Source organism: Sphingopyxis sp. Soil_C_28 (assembly GCF_057657055.1).
Window position 1 is genome coordinate 1 of the sequence record NZ_JBDGJE010000001.1, and the last position, 15348, is coordinate 15348.

Genomic DNA, 15348 nt, shown 5'->3' on the forward strand with positions numbered 1-15348 from the left:
CGGGCGTTACGGGCTCGAGACAATGTGCATCGGCGGCGGTCAGGGCATCGCCGCGATCTTCGAACGCGCCGCCTGACGCGCTGGCGTTTCATCGCCTACTGGATAATGATGATTTGGGCGCCGTGCGATTTCGTCGGCGCGTGCCGCTGCGGCACTGTCCCGGCATAAATGCGGGAGAGCCATCATGGAATTGGACGTGGGCAAGTTGTGGGATCGCGAGATGATCCGCGATTGCCTCTATCGCTATTGCCGCGGGATCGACCGCGCCGACGAGGCGCTGTTGCGATCCGCTTGCTGGCCTGGAGGCACCGACGATCACGGCGCCTATAATGGGACGACTGACGGTTTTATCGACTGGGCGATGCAGGCGCTGCCCCTGATCGAACGCGGCATTCACCAGATTCACAATATTTTGATCGAGCTGCGCGGCGATCAGGCGGCTGTCGAAAGCTATTTCACCGCCTTGCAGCGGCAATCCGGCAGTGATGGCGGGCTGGTCGAACTCACCATGGCGGGACGATATGTCGACCGGTTCGAAAAGCGCGCAGGCGAATGGCGGGTCGCTGACCGGGTGGTCGTCTTCGATTGGGTTGAGGAACGCCCGGCGCCCCGTAAAAGCGAGGCCGAACGGTTTGCGCACCGCAAGTCGGTTGGCAAGCGCTGGCCCGAAGATCCCGTCTATGCGTTGTTCGGCACGGGACAGAGGGGAGAAGGTTGATGGGGATCGAGACGCTGGCATGGGAGCCGCTGTTCGTGATGCGGCTGAACGTCGCATATGATCAGGCGCAACCCATCGGGGGCGAAAGCCGGCTCGGGATTTTTCCGGTGCATGGCGGGACGTTCGAAGGGGCGCGGCTCAAGGGGCGGGTGATGCCCGACGGCGCCGATTGGGTAACTTGGCGGGCCGACGGGACGATGATCATCGACGTCCGCACGTCGCTCGAAACCGACGACGGCGCCCGGATCGCAATGCACTACACCGGGCTTACCGTTCCGACCTCGCCCGAAGCGGCGGAGCGTTTCAAACGGCGCGAGCCGGGGCCGTATGAGGATCTGTATCTTCGCACGACGCCGCGCTTTGTCACGGCGCACCCGGACTATCTCTGGCTGAATCAAGTGGTGGCCGTCGCCAATGGCATGCGCACAGACGACGGCCCGATGTATCACGTCTTCGCGATCAAGTGACTGCATCTGTGGCCGCGGTGAAATGATCGCCGTGGCGTTTGCGGAGTTCGGTCTTGAGCAGCTTGCCCGTCGCGGTATGCGGCAGGTCGTCGACGAACAGCACATCATCGGGCAGCCACCAGCGCGCGACCTTGTCGGCAAGGTGCGCCATGATCTCGTCCTTCGTGCACGCCTCGCCGGGATGCAGCCGGACGAGCATCAGCGGCCGTTCCTGCCATTTGGGGTGCTCGACGCCGATGACTGCGGCCTCGGCGACCGCGGCATGGGCGACGGCAGCATTTTCAAGGTCGATCGATGAAATCCATTCGCCGCCCGATTTGATGACGTCCTTGGCACGGTCGGTGATCTGGAGAAACCCATCGGGATCAATCTTGGCGACGTCGCCGGTGTCGAACCAGCCGTCGGCGTCGAGCGCGCTGCCCGCCGGCTGGCCTTCATAGGCGCTGAGCACCCAAGGCCCACGGACTTTAAGCAGCCCGGCGGCTTCGCCGTCGCGCGGCAGTTCCTGCCCGTCTTCATTCTCGATGCGCAGCTCGATGCCGAACACCGCGCGGCCCTGCAGCGCGCGCAGGTCGATCTGCTCGGCGTCGGAAAGCCCGGCATGATGTGCGAGCGGGCGGCAGACGGTCGCGACGGGGCTCGTTTCGGTCATTCCCCAAGCCTGCATCGTCTCGACGCCGATCAGCGCGCGGAAGCGTTCGATCAGCGAGCGCGGCGTCGCGGCTCCACCGGTGAAGATGCGGTTGAGCTTGAGCGCCTGCCGCTCTTCGAACGCGCGCTCGCGCTCGAGATGGTCGAGGAAGGCGAACCAGATCGTCGGAACGCCGAGCGAGAAAGTGACATCTTCATCGCGCATCAGGTCGAACAGCGACACGGGGTCGAGCGCCGATCCGGGTAGCACCAGCTTCGACCCCGCCATCGCCGCCGAATAGGGGATGCCCCATGCGTTGACGTGGAATAGCGGGGTGATGACGAGGATCGCGTCCGCCGCGCCGAGCGACATGCTGTCGTTCGCGAGCGCGCTCATCGCGTGCAGCACTGTCGAGCGGTGGCTGTAGAGAACACCCTTCGGATTTCCCGTTGTGCCGCTGGTGTAGCAGAGCGCGCTCGCCATATTTTCATCGAGATCGGGCCATGCGGGAATCGCGCGCGGGCCGCTGGTCAGGCTCTGATACGAGATTGGGTCGGTGATGCCCGTCGGCGGCATGTCGACCTGATCGCTCAGGATGATGACGCGCTCGATCTTGGCCAGGTCGCCCAACATCGGCTCGACGATCGCAAGGAGGTCGGGATCTACGCACAGCACGCGCGCGCCGCCATCGTCGATGATGTAGCGGATCTGTTCGGGGAACAGGCGCGGGTTGACGGTGTGGAGCACCATGCCTGCACCGCTGACGCCGTAATAAAGCTCGAGGTGCGGCAAGCGGTTCCACGCGAGCGTCGCGACGCGGTCGCCGGGGCGCAGCCCGAGATCGGCGAGGCCGGCCGCGATGTGGCGCGCATGGCGTTCGACCGTCTGCCAGTCGGACCGCGTCAGCGATCCGTCGGGCCCGCGCGAGACGATTTCGCGGCGCGGATGATTGACCGCCGCGTGGCGGATCAGCATCGCCGTCGTCAGCTGTTGCGCCTGCATCAGGCCTTGCATCGACACTCTCCCTTTCAATGGCTTGGTTGCCGGACGATTGCCCAGACGGCGACTGGCGCGAAGCGCTGCCGTCGGGCTGCTGCGACAATCACATTTGGGAAAGTCGCGCGATCTTCGCGCGCTCGCGAGCCAGCGACGCGATGCTGCGGCTAAGTCCGCTACAATTAATGGGAGATGCGAACATGAATCTGGATCTGGCCCCGGAAGACCGGGACTTTCAGCAGGAAGTGCGTGCCTTTTTCGCGGACAGCATCCCCGAAGGATGGAAGACGACCGTGCGCGCCGGGCTGCGCCTGTCGCCCGCAACGCTGACCGCCTATCAACGCCGCCTCGCCGACCGGGGCTGGGGCGCGCCGACCTGGCCCAAACAATATGGCGGCACCGGCTGGACCCCGCAGCAACTCCACATCTTCTGGTCGGAGGCGTCAGCCGCCGATGCACCCTCGCAATTCCACCAGGGGCTCGAACTGATCGGTCCGATCATCTTCACCTATGGTAGCCAGGCGCAGAAGGATTTCTACCTGCCGCGGATCATCACCGGGGAGGATTGGTGGTGTCAGGGTTATTCGGAACCCGGCGCGGGATCGGATCTTGCGGCGCTGCGCACCCGCGCGGCGCGCGAGGGCGACGAATATGTCGTCAACGGGCACAAGATGTGGACCAGCTATGCCCATGTCGCAAACCGCATGTTCATCCTTGCGCGCACGTCGACCGAGGCGCGGCGGCAACAGGGCATTTCGTTGATGCTCGTCAACATGGACGCGCCGGGCATCCGCATCAGCCCGATCCGCACGCTCGACGAAAAGCACCACACCAATGAGGTCTTCCTCGACGATGTCCGTATCCCCACCGCGAACCTCGTCGGCGAGGAAGGCATGGGCTGGAATTACGGCAAGGTGCTCCTCGACCGCGAACGCATGGTTGCCGCAGCGACCGCGATGTTCCTGCCGCAGACGCTGCGTGCGGTGCGCGCGGCGGCGGCGCGGCGACCCGTCGCCAACGGGACACTGCTCGACAAGCCCGAATTCCGCGCCAAGCTTGCGCAGGTCGAAATCGAGGCAATGGCGGTGCAGGCAATGGTGCTGCGCCTGATGGCGGATGCCGCGGCGGGCGCCGATTCGGGCGCGCGCGGATCGATGGTCAAGCTGCGCTGGTCCGAACTGACGCAGCAGGCGACCGCCTTGTGGGTCGAGGCGCTGGGTCCAAAGGCGCAGCATTTCGCGGCGCTCGACGATGACAGCGCGCTGCCGCAGGACATGCCGCTCGCCTTGCAGGGCGCGCTCTATTCGCGCGTGACCACGATTTACGGCGGATCGAGCGAGATCCAGCGCAACATCATCGCGCGCCGCGCGCTCGGCCTTTAAGGAGAAAATCGATGCAGTTCGCCTATAATGACGAGCAGCAGATGCTGCGCGACAGCGCCCGGCGTTTCGGCGAGGACGAATGGGGCGCGGCCGATCGGCTGAAGCGCCTGGCGGAGGGCGCCGACGGCAATGCGCGCCGCTGGGCCCAGATGGCCGAACTCGGCTGGCTGATGCTACCGATCGCCGAAGCCGACGGCGGTCTTGGCGGCGGGCCGATCGAAATCATGTCGATCATGGAGGGTTTCGGTCGCCACCTGATGACCGAGGCCTATGTCAGCCACTGCGTCCTCGCGCCTGCGCTGATGCAGGGTGGCGGCGACCATTGCACGGCGCTGCTCGAACAGGTCGGGGCAGGGCAGGTTCGCATTTCCGCCGCGTTGATCGAGGAAGAAGGTTATGCGACCGCATCGATCGCAACGTCCGCCGCGCAGAGCGGTGACGGTTTTCGCCTGACCGGCGCGAAAGCCCATGTCGAAGATGGTGCCGATGCCGACTGGTATCTGGTATCGGGGCGCACCGCAGGATCGTTCGGGGCGCGCGAAGGCGTCAGCCTGTTTCTCGTCCCGCGCAATGCTGACGGGCTCGTCGTGGGCCGTTTCCGGTCGGTTGACGGCCATCGCCATTGCACGCTTGAGCTAGCCGATGTTGCAGCGATCCCGGTCGGGGCAGTCGGCGAGGCGGCGGACCGCATCGATGCCGCGCTCGACCGCGCCATCGTGGCGCACCTTGCCGAAGCTGTCGGATCTATGGAGGCCGCGGTCGACGCGACGCTAGATTATGTGCGAACGCGCCAGCAGTTCGGCGCGCCGATCGGCAGCTTTCAGGTCGTACAGCACAAGATCGTCGATATGAGCGTCGCCTGCGAAGAAGCGCGTGCACTCACGATGGTTGCCGCGTCGCAGCTCGCTAGCGGCGGTGACGCGGCGTCGTTGATCGCGGCGGCAAAGGTCCGCGTTGCCCAGTGCGGGATTGCGGTGGCGCAGCAGGCGGTGCAGCTTCATGGCGGCGTGGGTACCAGCGAGGAGCTGGTCGTTAGCCACCACCTCCGCCGCCAGATGATGCTCGACCTCGCACACGGCGACCGCGACTATCACAAGGCACGCTTCGCCGACCTGACGCGTTAAGCATTCTTCGCCTCGTCGGCCGCGATCCGGCGGCCGGCGAGCCAGAAGAGCAACGACCCGACCGCCAGCGGGAGCGCGACGAGCGCCATGGCCACGCGCAAACCCTGCTCGCTCCCCAGCGTTGGCGCGAGCAGGTCGCTGGCGATGCCGACGAAGAGCGGCCCGAGGGCGAGGCCGATTGCGTTGGTGACGAACAGCTGCACCGCCGCGGCCATTGCGCGCACGCGCGCCGGGACGAGCGTCTGGACGGAGGCGAAGACCGAGCCATAGTTGAGCGCGTGGACGAGGATCGCGCAGCTGAGGAAGGCGAAGGATAGCGGAACGCTGTTCGCGAGCGCGGCGCCTGCGAACAGCGGCGCAGCGATGACGAGCGAGGTCGTCGGTACCAGCGTGTAACCCGCGATACCGCGCCGGGCGGCGCGATCGGCGAGATGGCCCCCGACGAACGTCCCAACCATGCCGACCAGCCCGACGATCATGCCAAGGCTGATCCCCAGAAACACGCTGGGCGGCACGCCCCAGTCGGCGGCGAGCGCACCGATGCCCGCCGTGTGCGTCCGCATATAGAGCGAGCCGAAGAAGGACGCCTGACCATAATAGCCAAAAGCACCCATGGCGGTGCCGAAGGAAATGAACCAGAAGCTCGGCAGGCTGCGCAGCGTTTCGAGAACCTGCTTCAGCGGGATCTGCGGCGGCGCGGCGGTGATGGCGGCGGCCTGTTTGCGCGGCTCGTCGAGCGTGAACCAGACGATGACGGCCAAGATGATGCCGGGCAGGCCCGCCATCAGGAAAGCGGCGCGCCAGCCGAGTGTCGCAAGCAGGATACCGCCGAGGACGAGCCCGGCGAGCGAGCCGACCGGCACGCCCAGCGAATAGAGCGCGAGCGCGCGGCCGCGATGTTCGCGCGGGACGTAGTCGGTGATCAGGCTATGTGCCGCGGGGGTGCAGCCGGCTTCGCCAACGCCGACCCCGATGCGCGCCAGCAGCAATTCAGTGAAGTTGCGCGCAAGGCCGCACAGGGCTGTAAATCCGCTCCACACGAACAGCGCGATTGCGATCATCCCGACACGGTTGCCGCGGTCGGCGATGCGCGCGAGCGGGATACCGAGCAGCGTGTAGAAAAGCGCGAAGGCAAGCCCGCTGATCATCCCGATCTGCCAATCCGCCAGATTCAAGTCGGCCTTCATCGGTTCGACGAGGATTGTGACGATCTGTCGGTCGAGCATGTTGAACGCATAGACGATCATCAACAGGAACAGCGCGCCATAGGGCATGCGTGCGGGCGCGGTTTCGCTGGGCATCGGGGTGGTATCGCCGGTCATAAGCCTCTCCATGGCGGGCGCATCGCCCGTCCGTCGCTGATGCCACTCTAGGGATTTGGCGCGCGCGCGCAGGGCGGCTGCCTCCCAACCGCGCGATTATCCCCATGCTGATTTGTCGTACCCCGCGCAGCCTGCGCTCGCGGAGGCGGCGCGTGCCGTTCAGATGCTGGCGGAAAGGAAACGGCGTCATGGCATTCGCAACGAACGGCGAGATTCGCATCTCTTACGAGCGCATGACTGCGGGCGATGGCCCGGCGGTAATCCTGCTCGCCGGCGCCGGGCGCCCGTCGACCGATTTCGATTATCATTTCTGCGCCCCGCTTTTTGCAGCGGGCTTTGTGCCGCTCCGCATCGACAGCCGCGATTCCGGGCGATCGACGGCGCTGATCGATGCCGTTCCCGATTTGCTGGCGATCAAGGCTGCCGCGCTGGGCGAAGGGAATGGTCGTCCGCCCTATGATATCGCCGATATGGCGCGCGATGTGCTGGCGGTGATGGAGGCCGAAGCGATTGGGAGCGCGCATTTCGTCGGCCGGTCGATCGGCGGCCTTGTCGCGCAGCAAATTGCCATTCTGAATCCCGACCGCGTGCTGAGCCTGTCGCTGGTCATGGCGATGAGCCGGTCGATGGCCGACGTCATTCCCGACGCCGCGCTCGATCGCCTGATGGCCGAGCATATCGCCGACGAGGATGCCTATGTCGCGCGCCAGCTGGGCGTCGCGCAGACGAATGGCATGGCACAGGATTTCGACGCCGCCCGCGTGGCCGTCGAGGCGCGGATCGCGTGGCACCACGGCATCCATCGCGGCGGCACGGCGCGGCATTTCGCTGCCAGCCTCGCCGTCGATGATCTGCGCCCGCCGCTCGCGTCGCTCCGCGTGCCCACGCTGATCCTTCACGGCCGACACGACAAGGTGATCCCGTTGGCGCGCGCGATCGAAACCGCCGAGGCAATCCCGGGGGCGGTAATCGAGGTCGACGAGACGATGGGACATGATGGCCCTCCTCGGCTCCGGCAGGCCTGGGGCGCCCGAATTGCAGCGCATCTGGCGGGCGGCGCCGCCGCCGTCTGAGTCTCGCCTCGATATCACATATGTGATATGGCTTCCGAAAGCCCCGGTTTTGGCCGCGCGGCGGTCTTTGAAGTTATGTTACCTCCATCAGAGACCGTCGCAGGACGGCAGGTGACCGACCGTTTAAGGCCTGCGTGCCTTCCGTAGTTGGGATGGAGAGATGAAAAGAAAACCCGTCAAATCGGCATCGCGCACGTTTGAGGTGCTCGAACTGTTCCGCGACCGCCGCCAGCCGCTGCGCCTCAACGAAATATACTCGGCGCTTGGTTATCCGCAATCGAGCACGACGAACCTGCTCAAGAGCATGGTGATCGAAGGCTACCTCAATTACAATCGCAACACGCGGACTTATCTGCCGACGTTGCAGGTCGCATCGCTCGGAAGCTGGCTTTACGGCCATGTTGCATTCGGCAACGGATATAGCTGGCTGATCGAGGAACTGTACCGCAAGACAGACGAGACGATCGTGCTCGTCACCCAGAACGATCTGTTCATCCAATATGTGATGATGCGCGTGCCCGACCATCCACACAAGCGTCCGCCCAATCCGGGCGAGATGCGGCTGATGCTTGATGCGACGTCGGGTATGGTGCTGATGAGCCGGATGCGCGACCGCGAGATCGACAAAATCTATCGCTATTCCAACTATTACGAACTCAACCCCGACCGACAGATCGCGCTCGAGGATGTCATGAGCCGCATCCGCTGGATCCGTCACACCGGCTATTGCTATTGGCCCGAGCATCCGGTGCCGGGCATCGCGTCGATCGCGATGCCGCTGGGTGAAAGCATCCACGGTATCCCGCTGGTTATCGGAATTGGCGGGACCACCGAGCGCTTGTCGCCGCGGCGCGCTGAATATGTTGAGCTGATGCGCGACACCATCGCAGAATTTCACCGGCGCTTCCCGCAGGATCAGCGCGAAACCGGCGGCGAGGATGTCGAAGACTATGCCATCGCCGCCGAGTAGCCATTTCATTTGAAATAATGCCGAACGCTCGCACGCTGCGCGGCGTGTCCGGCGCGTCGACGTATATCGTCGCGCCGGAAGAGGAGTTTGTATGCCCGTTGAAATCGATCTGCTGGACGCCGGCGTTGCCGGGCTTGGCGAAAGCCCGCTCTGGGACCACCGGAACGCGCGGCTGTGGTGGGTAGATTCGATCGCGGGACGCCTGCATTCGAGCGATGCCGAAGGCGGCAAGCAGGCCGAATGGACCTTCGATCAACCGATCGGCAGCATCGGACTGGCCGAAGGCGGATTGATCGTCGCACTGGCCGACGGCTTCTATCGATTTGCCATCGAAAGCGGGCGTATCGAACGCGTTGCGAGCCTCGATTTGGCGCCGGAAACACGACTGAACGACGGCAAGGCCGATCGCGCTGGCCGCTTCCTTGCTGCGTCGATGCGAACGGGCGACGCGATCGGGGCCGCTGCACTGTTCCGGCTCGACGCCGACGGTGCGACCGCCTGTCTGGAGGCGGGGATCGGAATCGGCAATGCGATCTGTTTTTCGCCGCGCGGCGACACGCTCTATTTCGCCGACAGCCTCGACGGCATGTTGCGCCGCTATGCCTATGATCAGGAGAGTGGAAAGGTCGGCCAGCGGCATGACCTCGTCGATTGCCGCGAACATGGATCGGGCGCGGACGGCGCGACGGTCGATGCCGAAGGGCGAATATGGGTCGCGCTGGTCCTGGCCCAAGCGGTCGCTTGCTACACGCCCGACGGAAAACTGCTGCGCTCGATCCCGGTGCCGCTGCCTTATCCGTCCTGCCCGGCCTTTGGTGGCCCGAACCTTGATATTCTTTACCTGACGAGCATCGCCAATTCGGGGCATCGGATCGTCGCCGATCATCCCGATGCCGGACGCATCACCGCGATCCTGGGGCTCGACGTTCCCGGGATAGCGGAGGGGATTTACCGCTGAACGCGCTTATTCTTTTCCCTATTCTGCGAACTATCGGCTGTTTCAGCTGACTTCAGGATGCTCAGCGCAGCGCGATCGAGATGCCGCCGTCGACGAGCAGTGACTGACCGGTAATGAAGCCCGACCGCGCGGGGTCGGCAAAGAAGAGCACCGCTTCGGCAATATCCGACGTTTCGCCGAGTCGACCGAGGGGCGTGCTGGCGACGCGGGCTTCGAACGTCGCTTCGTCGAGCATGGCGCGCACGCCTTCGGTCGCGACGGTTGAGGGTGCCACCGCGTTGACCCGGATACCCTCGGGCGCCAGTTCGATGGCAGAGGAGCGTGTCATCCCCTCCACCGCCGCCTTGACCCCGCAATAGACCATGGCGTTCGGCAGGCCGAGATGCGCCGAAACCGAAGCGATGTTGATGATCGACCCGCCGCCGCGTGCCCGCATCGCGGCGGCCGCCGCCTGTGTGCCCCAAATGATGCCCGCGATGCCCACGCCCAACATCCGGTCGAGGCTGTCTTCGTCAATATCCTCGATCGCGGCATATTTGGTCCACATCGCATTGTTGACCACGATGTCGATGCCGCCGAGCGCCGCTGTAATGGTGTCGAACGCTTCGGCCAGCGCGGCGCGGTCGGACACGTCGCAACCGAGCGCAATCGCCTTGCCGCCCGCCGCTTCAATTTCCGTAACGAGGTCGCCGGCCCAATGCGCCTTGCGGTCGAGCAGCGCCACCGCAGCCCCCGCTGCCGCGAACCGCTGCGCGATTTCGCGGCCGAGCCCGCGCGATGCGCCCGTTACCAGCGCGACGCGCCCTTCAAATTGTTTGGACATGCTTGTCCCCATAAAAATGGAGCCCGCTTTTGGCGGGCTCCAGTGGGAGAGAGATCAGAATTTGTAACCGACTTCGACGCCGTAGACCCGGCCCTTGTTGAGGGGCGAGAAGGTCGACCCGGCAAAGAAGGGAAGGGGCGCCTCGGTCCCGAACGTCGCCTCGTTGAGAAGGTTGTTTCCGTAAACCGATACCTTCACGCGGCCATGCGTCACCGCCAGGCTGGCATCGACCATCGTTGCCGCGCGCAGCAAGCCGGTGTTCTGGTCATTGTAGAAAGCGGCATCGCGATGGTTCGCACCGACGCGGGCTTCGGCATCCAGATCGCCGCCGAGGCTGGTCGCATAGGTGATCGACCCGCCATAGCTCCACGGCGACAGGCGCGGCAGTTTCAGCGCGAAGTCCCGGTCGTTGATCACGCCGTCGGCGTTCAGGTCGAACAGAATCTTTTCATATTTGCCCTTGGTATAACCAAACTGTCCCGCGATCGTCAGGCCGGCGACCGGCTTGAGCAGCAATTCGCCCTCGATCCCCTTGATCGATACATCGGCCGCGTTGGTGATGATCTGGAAGTTGCCGAACGGTGCGAACGGCGCCTGGAACTCGCGCTGGGTGCCGTTGATCCGGCTGTAGAAACCGGAAAGATTGATCCGCGCAAAGCCGCCCACTTCCTGTTTCAGGCCAATTTCATACGCGTCCTGCTTTTCCTGATCGAACGGACCCGGATCGACATTCGGATTGAGGTTGCGGAAGTTATAGCCGCCGCTGCGGAAGCCCTTGGCAAAGGATGCATAGAGCAAGGTGTCCTCGCTCGGCTTGAACTGGACGCCGACGCGCGGCGTAAAGCCACTCCAATTATCCTTGTCGCGGAAATCATAGCTGCACCGCAGCGTGTCGAGATTGCACCCGCCAACGCCGATCGAACGAACCTGAACCTCTTTCTCTTCGGCCGAATAGCGTGCGCCGACGCTGAGCGTCAGCATGTCGGTCAGGTTCCAGTCGACCGTCGCAAAGACGCCGCCCGTCCGCTGCTTTTGACGTCCGCCGCCCGATACGGTCAGCGCCCCGCCCGACAGCAGGCGCTGTTCGGCATAGTTGATGTCTTGGTTGAAGTAGAAGAGGCCCGTCGTGACGTCGAACGCGCCAAAGGTGCCCGCGTAACGCAACTCGTTGCTGAACTGCCACTGGTCGATGTTGTTGCGTGAATGGAGGCTGGTGATCGGTGAGCCATCAACGTCGGCGCCGGAATCGTTGCTGAGTGCGCGCACTGCGGCGATGTTTGTGATCTTGCCGTCGCCAAAGGCGGTGTCGATGTTGAGCTCGGCAATGCCCTGATCCCAGTCGGTTTTGACGAAACCGGCATAATTCTGGTTCACGCGAAAGCTGTCGCGCGGGAAGAGACCATGGTTGGTGACGGCGGGGCCGTCGCCGCGGATGCGGCCATGCTCATACCGCAGGACGAGGTCGAAAACGTCGTTGGGTTGCAGGCGCAGTGCCGAGCGGACGATCAGCGTTTCGCTGCCGCCGATCTTTTTGCCGTCGAAGTCGTTTTTGAACCAGCCGTTGTCGTCATTATAATAGACGGCGACCTTGCCGCTCAGCACGTCGCCCGCGAGCGGGCCCGAGACCGAGATGCTGGCGCGCTTTTCCAGACCCGTCGACAGGCCGGCCTTCGCGTCGAGGCGGAAGCGGTTCGTCGGGGTCGTGGTGCGCAGCAGCACTGCGCCGCCGGTCACGTTGCGGCCGAACAACAGACCCTGCGGCCCGCGCAGGATTTCGACGCCCTCCAGATCGAAGGTGTCGAACAGGACGCCCGCGCTGACACCCAGATAGACGCCATCGACAAAGACGCCGACGGTCGGGTCGATCGAGGGGATCGAGCTGTTGATGCCGAGGCCGCGGATCGAGAAATTGGCGTAACCGGGCGTCGTACCGACACTTTCGAGCGAGGCATTCGGGACGGCGTAGCTCACGCTGGCGATCGAACGTGCGTGGATGCTGTCGAGTTCGGTCGAACCGAATGCGGTGATCGCGATCGGCACGTCCTGGACATTCTGCGCCGAACCGCGCTTGGTCGCGGTCACGATGATGTCGGTCAGGCCGCCGCTGCTCTGCTGCGCCTCATCCTGCGCTGCCTGCTCGTCCTGCGCGAGCGCGGGCGATGCGGTAATCAGCGCAGCGAAACCGACACTCGCCAACAAAAGCTTATAGTGTTTCGTCATTGTCCACTCCCTGGTGTGAATCGCGCTTTCCGTTGGTCCTCCGGTGGGCGATTCGCCGTGAAGGGGTGCGCGGGTTTTAAATCATGTTGCCGTTCGATGACGAACCGGCCGCCCCCCGTTCTGGCGTTCCGGTGCCAAGAGCAACCAAGGGGCGGGGTGGGGCCCAATAATCACAATCGCGATTCCGCACGGGCGCTTTCAATCCAGAATGAGATTTTTGACGCGCAGCGCGGCTTTCGCGTCCCGATCTCGATGCGCCGATGCCATGACCGTGAGCAACTGGGAGATAAGATCATGAGCAGCATTCGAACCGAAATCGAAAATCATGTCGCGCTCGTCACGCTCGACAATGCGCCGGTCAACGCAGCCGCGCTGGACATGCTTCAGGAACTCACCGACGTCTTCGACAGCTTCAACGACCGCGACGATGTGCGTGTCGCGGTGCTGACCGGCGCCGGGCGCTGCTTCAGTGCAGGCGCCGATCTCAAGAACCGGCCCGACCTGTCGATCCCCGGCAAGCGCTGGAACCGCAACCGCGTCGTCCGCGAAGTGGCCTATGCGATCGCCGATTGCGCCAAGCCGGTGATCGCCGCGGTCAACGGCCCGGCACTCGGCGCCGGGCTAGGCCTCGTGTCCAGCTGCGACATCATTGTCGCCTCAGAAAATGCGGTGTTCGGCTTGCCCGAAATCGACGTCGGCCTGATGGGCGGCGGCAAGCATACCGCGCGGATCATCCCACACTCGCTGACGCGGCGGATGATGCTGACCGGATACCGCGTCCCGGCCGAAGAAATGTACCGCCGCGGCATCATTGAGGCGTGCCTGCCCGCCGATGAATTGCTGCCCTATTGCATGGATATGGCCGCCGTGATCGCGGCGAAAAGCCCGCTCGCGACGCGCTATGCCAAGGACAGCATGCGGACGATCGAAAATATGACGCTGCGCGACGGCTATATTTACGAGCAAGGCAACACGGCCAAGCTGTCGACCTCGCACGATGCGCAGGAAGCGGTCGCGGCGTTCGTCGAAAAGCGCGCGCCCGTCTTCCTCGGGCGCTGAGGACGCGCGGCGATGGACTGGAATTTCGGCGACTTGCTGGACGCGACCGCGGCGCATGTACCCGGCGACCGGCCGGCGATCATCCGCGGCGATCATGTCACGACGTGGGCGGATTTTGATGCGCGCACCAACCGGCTGGCCCGCGCGATGCTGGCGGCCGGTCTGCCTGCGGGCGCGCGCATCGCGATCCTCGCGCGCAACATCCCCGAATTTATCGAAATCGCGGGGGCGGCTTTCAAGGCGCGGCTGACTCACGTCAATCTCAACTATCGCTACACGACGTCCGAGATCGAATATGTGCTGCGCGACTGTCAGGCGGCGGGGCTTTTCTATCAGGATGAATTCGCACCTGTCGTCGCGCCTCTGATCAGCGGCGCGATCGACCACCTGACCTATGCGGTGCAGATCGGCGGCGACGGCGCCTATGACGGCATCGTGATCGAGGGCGATGGGTCGCCTCTCGGGATCGCGCGCTCGCCCGACGACGGCTATCTTCTCTACACCGGCGGCACCACGGGGCGGCCGAAGGGGGTAATGTGGCGGTCGGCCGACGCGCGGCGTTCGCAGCTTGAATCTCCGGTTGCGGGGACGGCGCCTGCCAGCATGGACGATCATATCGCGCATGTTCTGAAAGGCGCCGCCGGCCGCGTGATGCCCGCCTGCCCTTTGATGCACGGCGCGGGGCTCAACAGCTCGCTTTCCGAGCTGTTGGTCGGGGGTACGGCGGTGTTGCTGCCCTCGGACCGCTTCAGTGCGGAGGAATTATGGGCCGAGGCGGCGCGCCATCGTGTCACGCGGATCCTGATCGTCGGCGACGCCTTTGCTCGACCGATGGCGGATACATTGCTCGCGAATCCCGGCCGGTGGGACCTGTCGGCGCTGCGCCTGATCTCGTCGGCCGGGCTTATGTGGTCGGAGCAGGTGAAGGCGGCATTGCTTCACGCGTTGCCGGACCTGACCTTGCTCGACATCCTTGGTGCGTCCGAGGCTTCGGGTTTCGGCTTTGCGATCACCAACAAGGACCGCGCGACACCGACGGGGTTGTTCGAACCCGGAGCGCAGACGGTGATCATCGATCAGGAAAGCGGCCGCGTGCTCGCTGATGACGAGGTCGGGCAAGGCTGGCTCGCGCGCCGTGCGCCCTTTGGTGCAGGTTATCATGGCGATCCCGAAAAGACCGCCAGCGTCTATCGCACGATCGACGGCACGGACTATGCGATCCCCGGCGACATGGCCGAACGCTTGCCCGACGGGCGGTTTCGCCTGCTCGGTCGGGGCAGCATGTGCATCAACACTGGCGGCGAAAAGGTCTTCGTCGAAGAGGTTGAGGAAGCGCTGAAGCGCGTCGACGGCGTCGCCGATGCGATGGTGTTCGGACTGCCCGATCCCAAATGGGGCGCCGTCGTCACCGCGTTGATCGAAGCGGGCGATGCCCCCGACGATCACGCGCTGCGGATCGCGCTGTCGCACGATCTCGCCGCCTACAAGCAGCCGCGTAACATCATCCGCGTCGAGATGCTGCCGCGCCACGCGAGCGGCAAGAGCGACTATCGCAGCGGAATGGACATCGCCCGCGCGCGCATTGGCGACGCGGGCTGAGCGCCC

Annotated in this window: 13 protein-coding genes; 9 read left to right on the forward strand and 4 right to left on the reverse strand. The window is 64.5% G+C overall.

All coding sequences use genetic code 11. The annotated features are described in order from the left end of the window. Positions 1-184: 184 nt before the first annotated feature. Together AC3A43_RS00005 and AC3A43_RS00010 are read left to right on the forward strand one after the other, a co-directional pair. A complete protein-coding gene (locus AC3A43_RS00005; RefSeq protein WP_487790503.1) occupies positions 185-718 on the forward strand; it encodes a nuclear transport factor 2 family protein in 534 nt (177 codons plus the stop codon). After that, entirely contained in the window at positions 718-1185 is a 468-nt protein-coding gene (locus AC3A43_RS00010) for a DUF3237 domain-containing protein (protein ID WP_487790504.1), read from the forward strand. Before AC3A43_RS00005 ends, AC3A43_RS00010 begins: the two co-directional genes overlap by 1 nt. On the opposite strand, the gene AC3A43_RS00015 is transcribed toward AC3A43_RS00010, so the two are convergent. Beyond that, positions 1178-2830, reverse strand: coding sequence for a long-chain fatty acid--CoA ligase (locus AC3A43_RS00015; protein ID WP_487790505.1), 1653 nt, complete (start codon positions 2828-2830; stop codon positions 1178-1180). The two genes, AC3A43_RS00010 and AC3A43_RS00015, sit on opposite strands and share 8 nt — an antisense overlap. A 182-nt stretch (positions 2831-3012) precedes the next feature. On the opposite strand from AC3A43_RS00015, the gene AC3A43_RS00020 reads away from it, so the two are divergent. Both AC3A43_RS00020 and AC3A43_RS00025 read left to right on the forward strand, forming a co-directional pair. Then, positions 3013-4194, forward strand: coding sequence for an acyl-CoA dehydrogenase family protein (locus AC3A43_RS00020; RefSeq protein WP_487790506.1), 1182 nt, complete (start codon positions 3013-3015; stop codon positions 4192-4194). 11 nt (positions 4195-4205) lie between these two features. Further along, entirely contained in the window at positions 4206-5318 is a 1113-nt protein-coding gene (locus AC3A43_RS00025; RefSeq protein WP_487790507.1) for an acyl-CoA dehydrogenase family protein, read from the forward strand. On the opposite strand, the gene AC3A43_RS00030 is transcribed toward AC3A43_RS00025, so the two are convergent. Then, positions 5315-6640: a spinster family MFS transporter gene (locus tag AC3A43_RS00030; RefSeq protein ID WP_487790508.1), complete on the reverse strand. Its 1326-nt coding sequence runs from the start codon at positions 6638-6640 to the stop codon at positions 5315-5317. The genes AC3A43_RS00025 and AC3A43_RS00030 overlap by 4 nt on opposite strands. A gap of 188 nt (positions 6641-6828) precedes the next feature. Between AC3A43_RS00030 and AC3A43_RS00035 the strand changes: the two genes are divergently transcribed. The 3 genes from AC3A43_RS00035 (at position 6829) to AC3A43_RS00045 (ending at position 9641) form a co-directional block, all read left to right on the forward strand. Continuing rightward, entirely contained in the window at positions 6829-7713 is an 885-nt protein-coding gene (locus tag AC3A43_RS00035; RefSeq protein ID WP_487790509.1) for an alpha/beta fold hydrolase, read from the forward strand. A gap of 160 nt (positions 7714-7873) precedes the next feature. Continuing rightward, the gene (locus AC3A43_RS00040) at positions 7874-8683 is read left to right on the forward strand and encodes an IclR family transcriptional regulator (protein ID WP_487790510.1); all 810 of its coding nucleotides are present in this window, start codon (positions 7874-7876) and stop codon (positions 8681-8683) included. A gap of 91 nt (positions 8684-8774) precedes the next feature. Next, positions 8775-9641, forward strand: coding sequence for an SMP-30/gluconolactonase/LRE family protein (locus AC3A43_RS00045; protein ID WP_487790511.1), 867 nt, complete (start codon positions 8775-8777; stop codon positions 9639-9641). A gap of 61 nt (positions 9642-9702) precedes the next feature. Here the strand turns inward: AC3A43_RS00045 and AC3A43_RS00050 are convergent, their stop codons facing one another. Together AC3A43_RS00050 and AC3A43_RS00055 are read right to left on the reverse strand one after the other, a co-directional pair. Next, positions 9703-10464 (reverse strand): SDR family NAD(P)-dependent oxidoreductase, encoded by a 762-nt coding sequence (locus AC3A43_RS00050; RefSeq protein ID WP_487790512.1) that lies wholly within the window; start codon positions 10462-10464, stop codon positions 9703-9705. 54 nt (positions 10465-10518) lie between these two features. Then, entirely contained in the window at positions 10519-12684 is a 2166-nt protein-coding gene (locus AC3A43_RS00055) for a TonB-dependent receptor (protein WP_487790513.1), read from the reverse strand. Between the two features lie 294 nt (positions 12685-12978). Between AC3A43_RS00055 and AC3A43_RS00060 the strand changes: the two genes are divergently transcribed. Both AC3A43_RS00060 and AC3A43_RS00065 read left to right on the forward strand, forming a co-directional pair. Further along, positions 12979-13743 carry an enoyl-CoA hydratase/isomerase family protein gene (locus AC3A43_RS00060; protein WP_487790514.1) on the forward strand — a complete coding sequence of 255 codons (765 nt, stop codon included), beginning with the start codon at positions 12979-12981 and terminating at the stop codon, positions 13741-13743. Positions 13744-13755: 12 nt separating this feature from the next. Further along, complete coding sequence (locus AC3A43_RS00065) at positions 13756-15342, forward strand: AMP-binding protein (protein ID WP_487790515.1); 1587 nt, start codon at positions 13756-13758, stop codon at positions 15340-15342. The last annotated feature ends 6 nt before the right edge of the window (positions 15343-15348 follow it).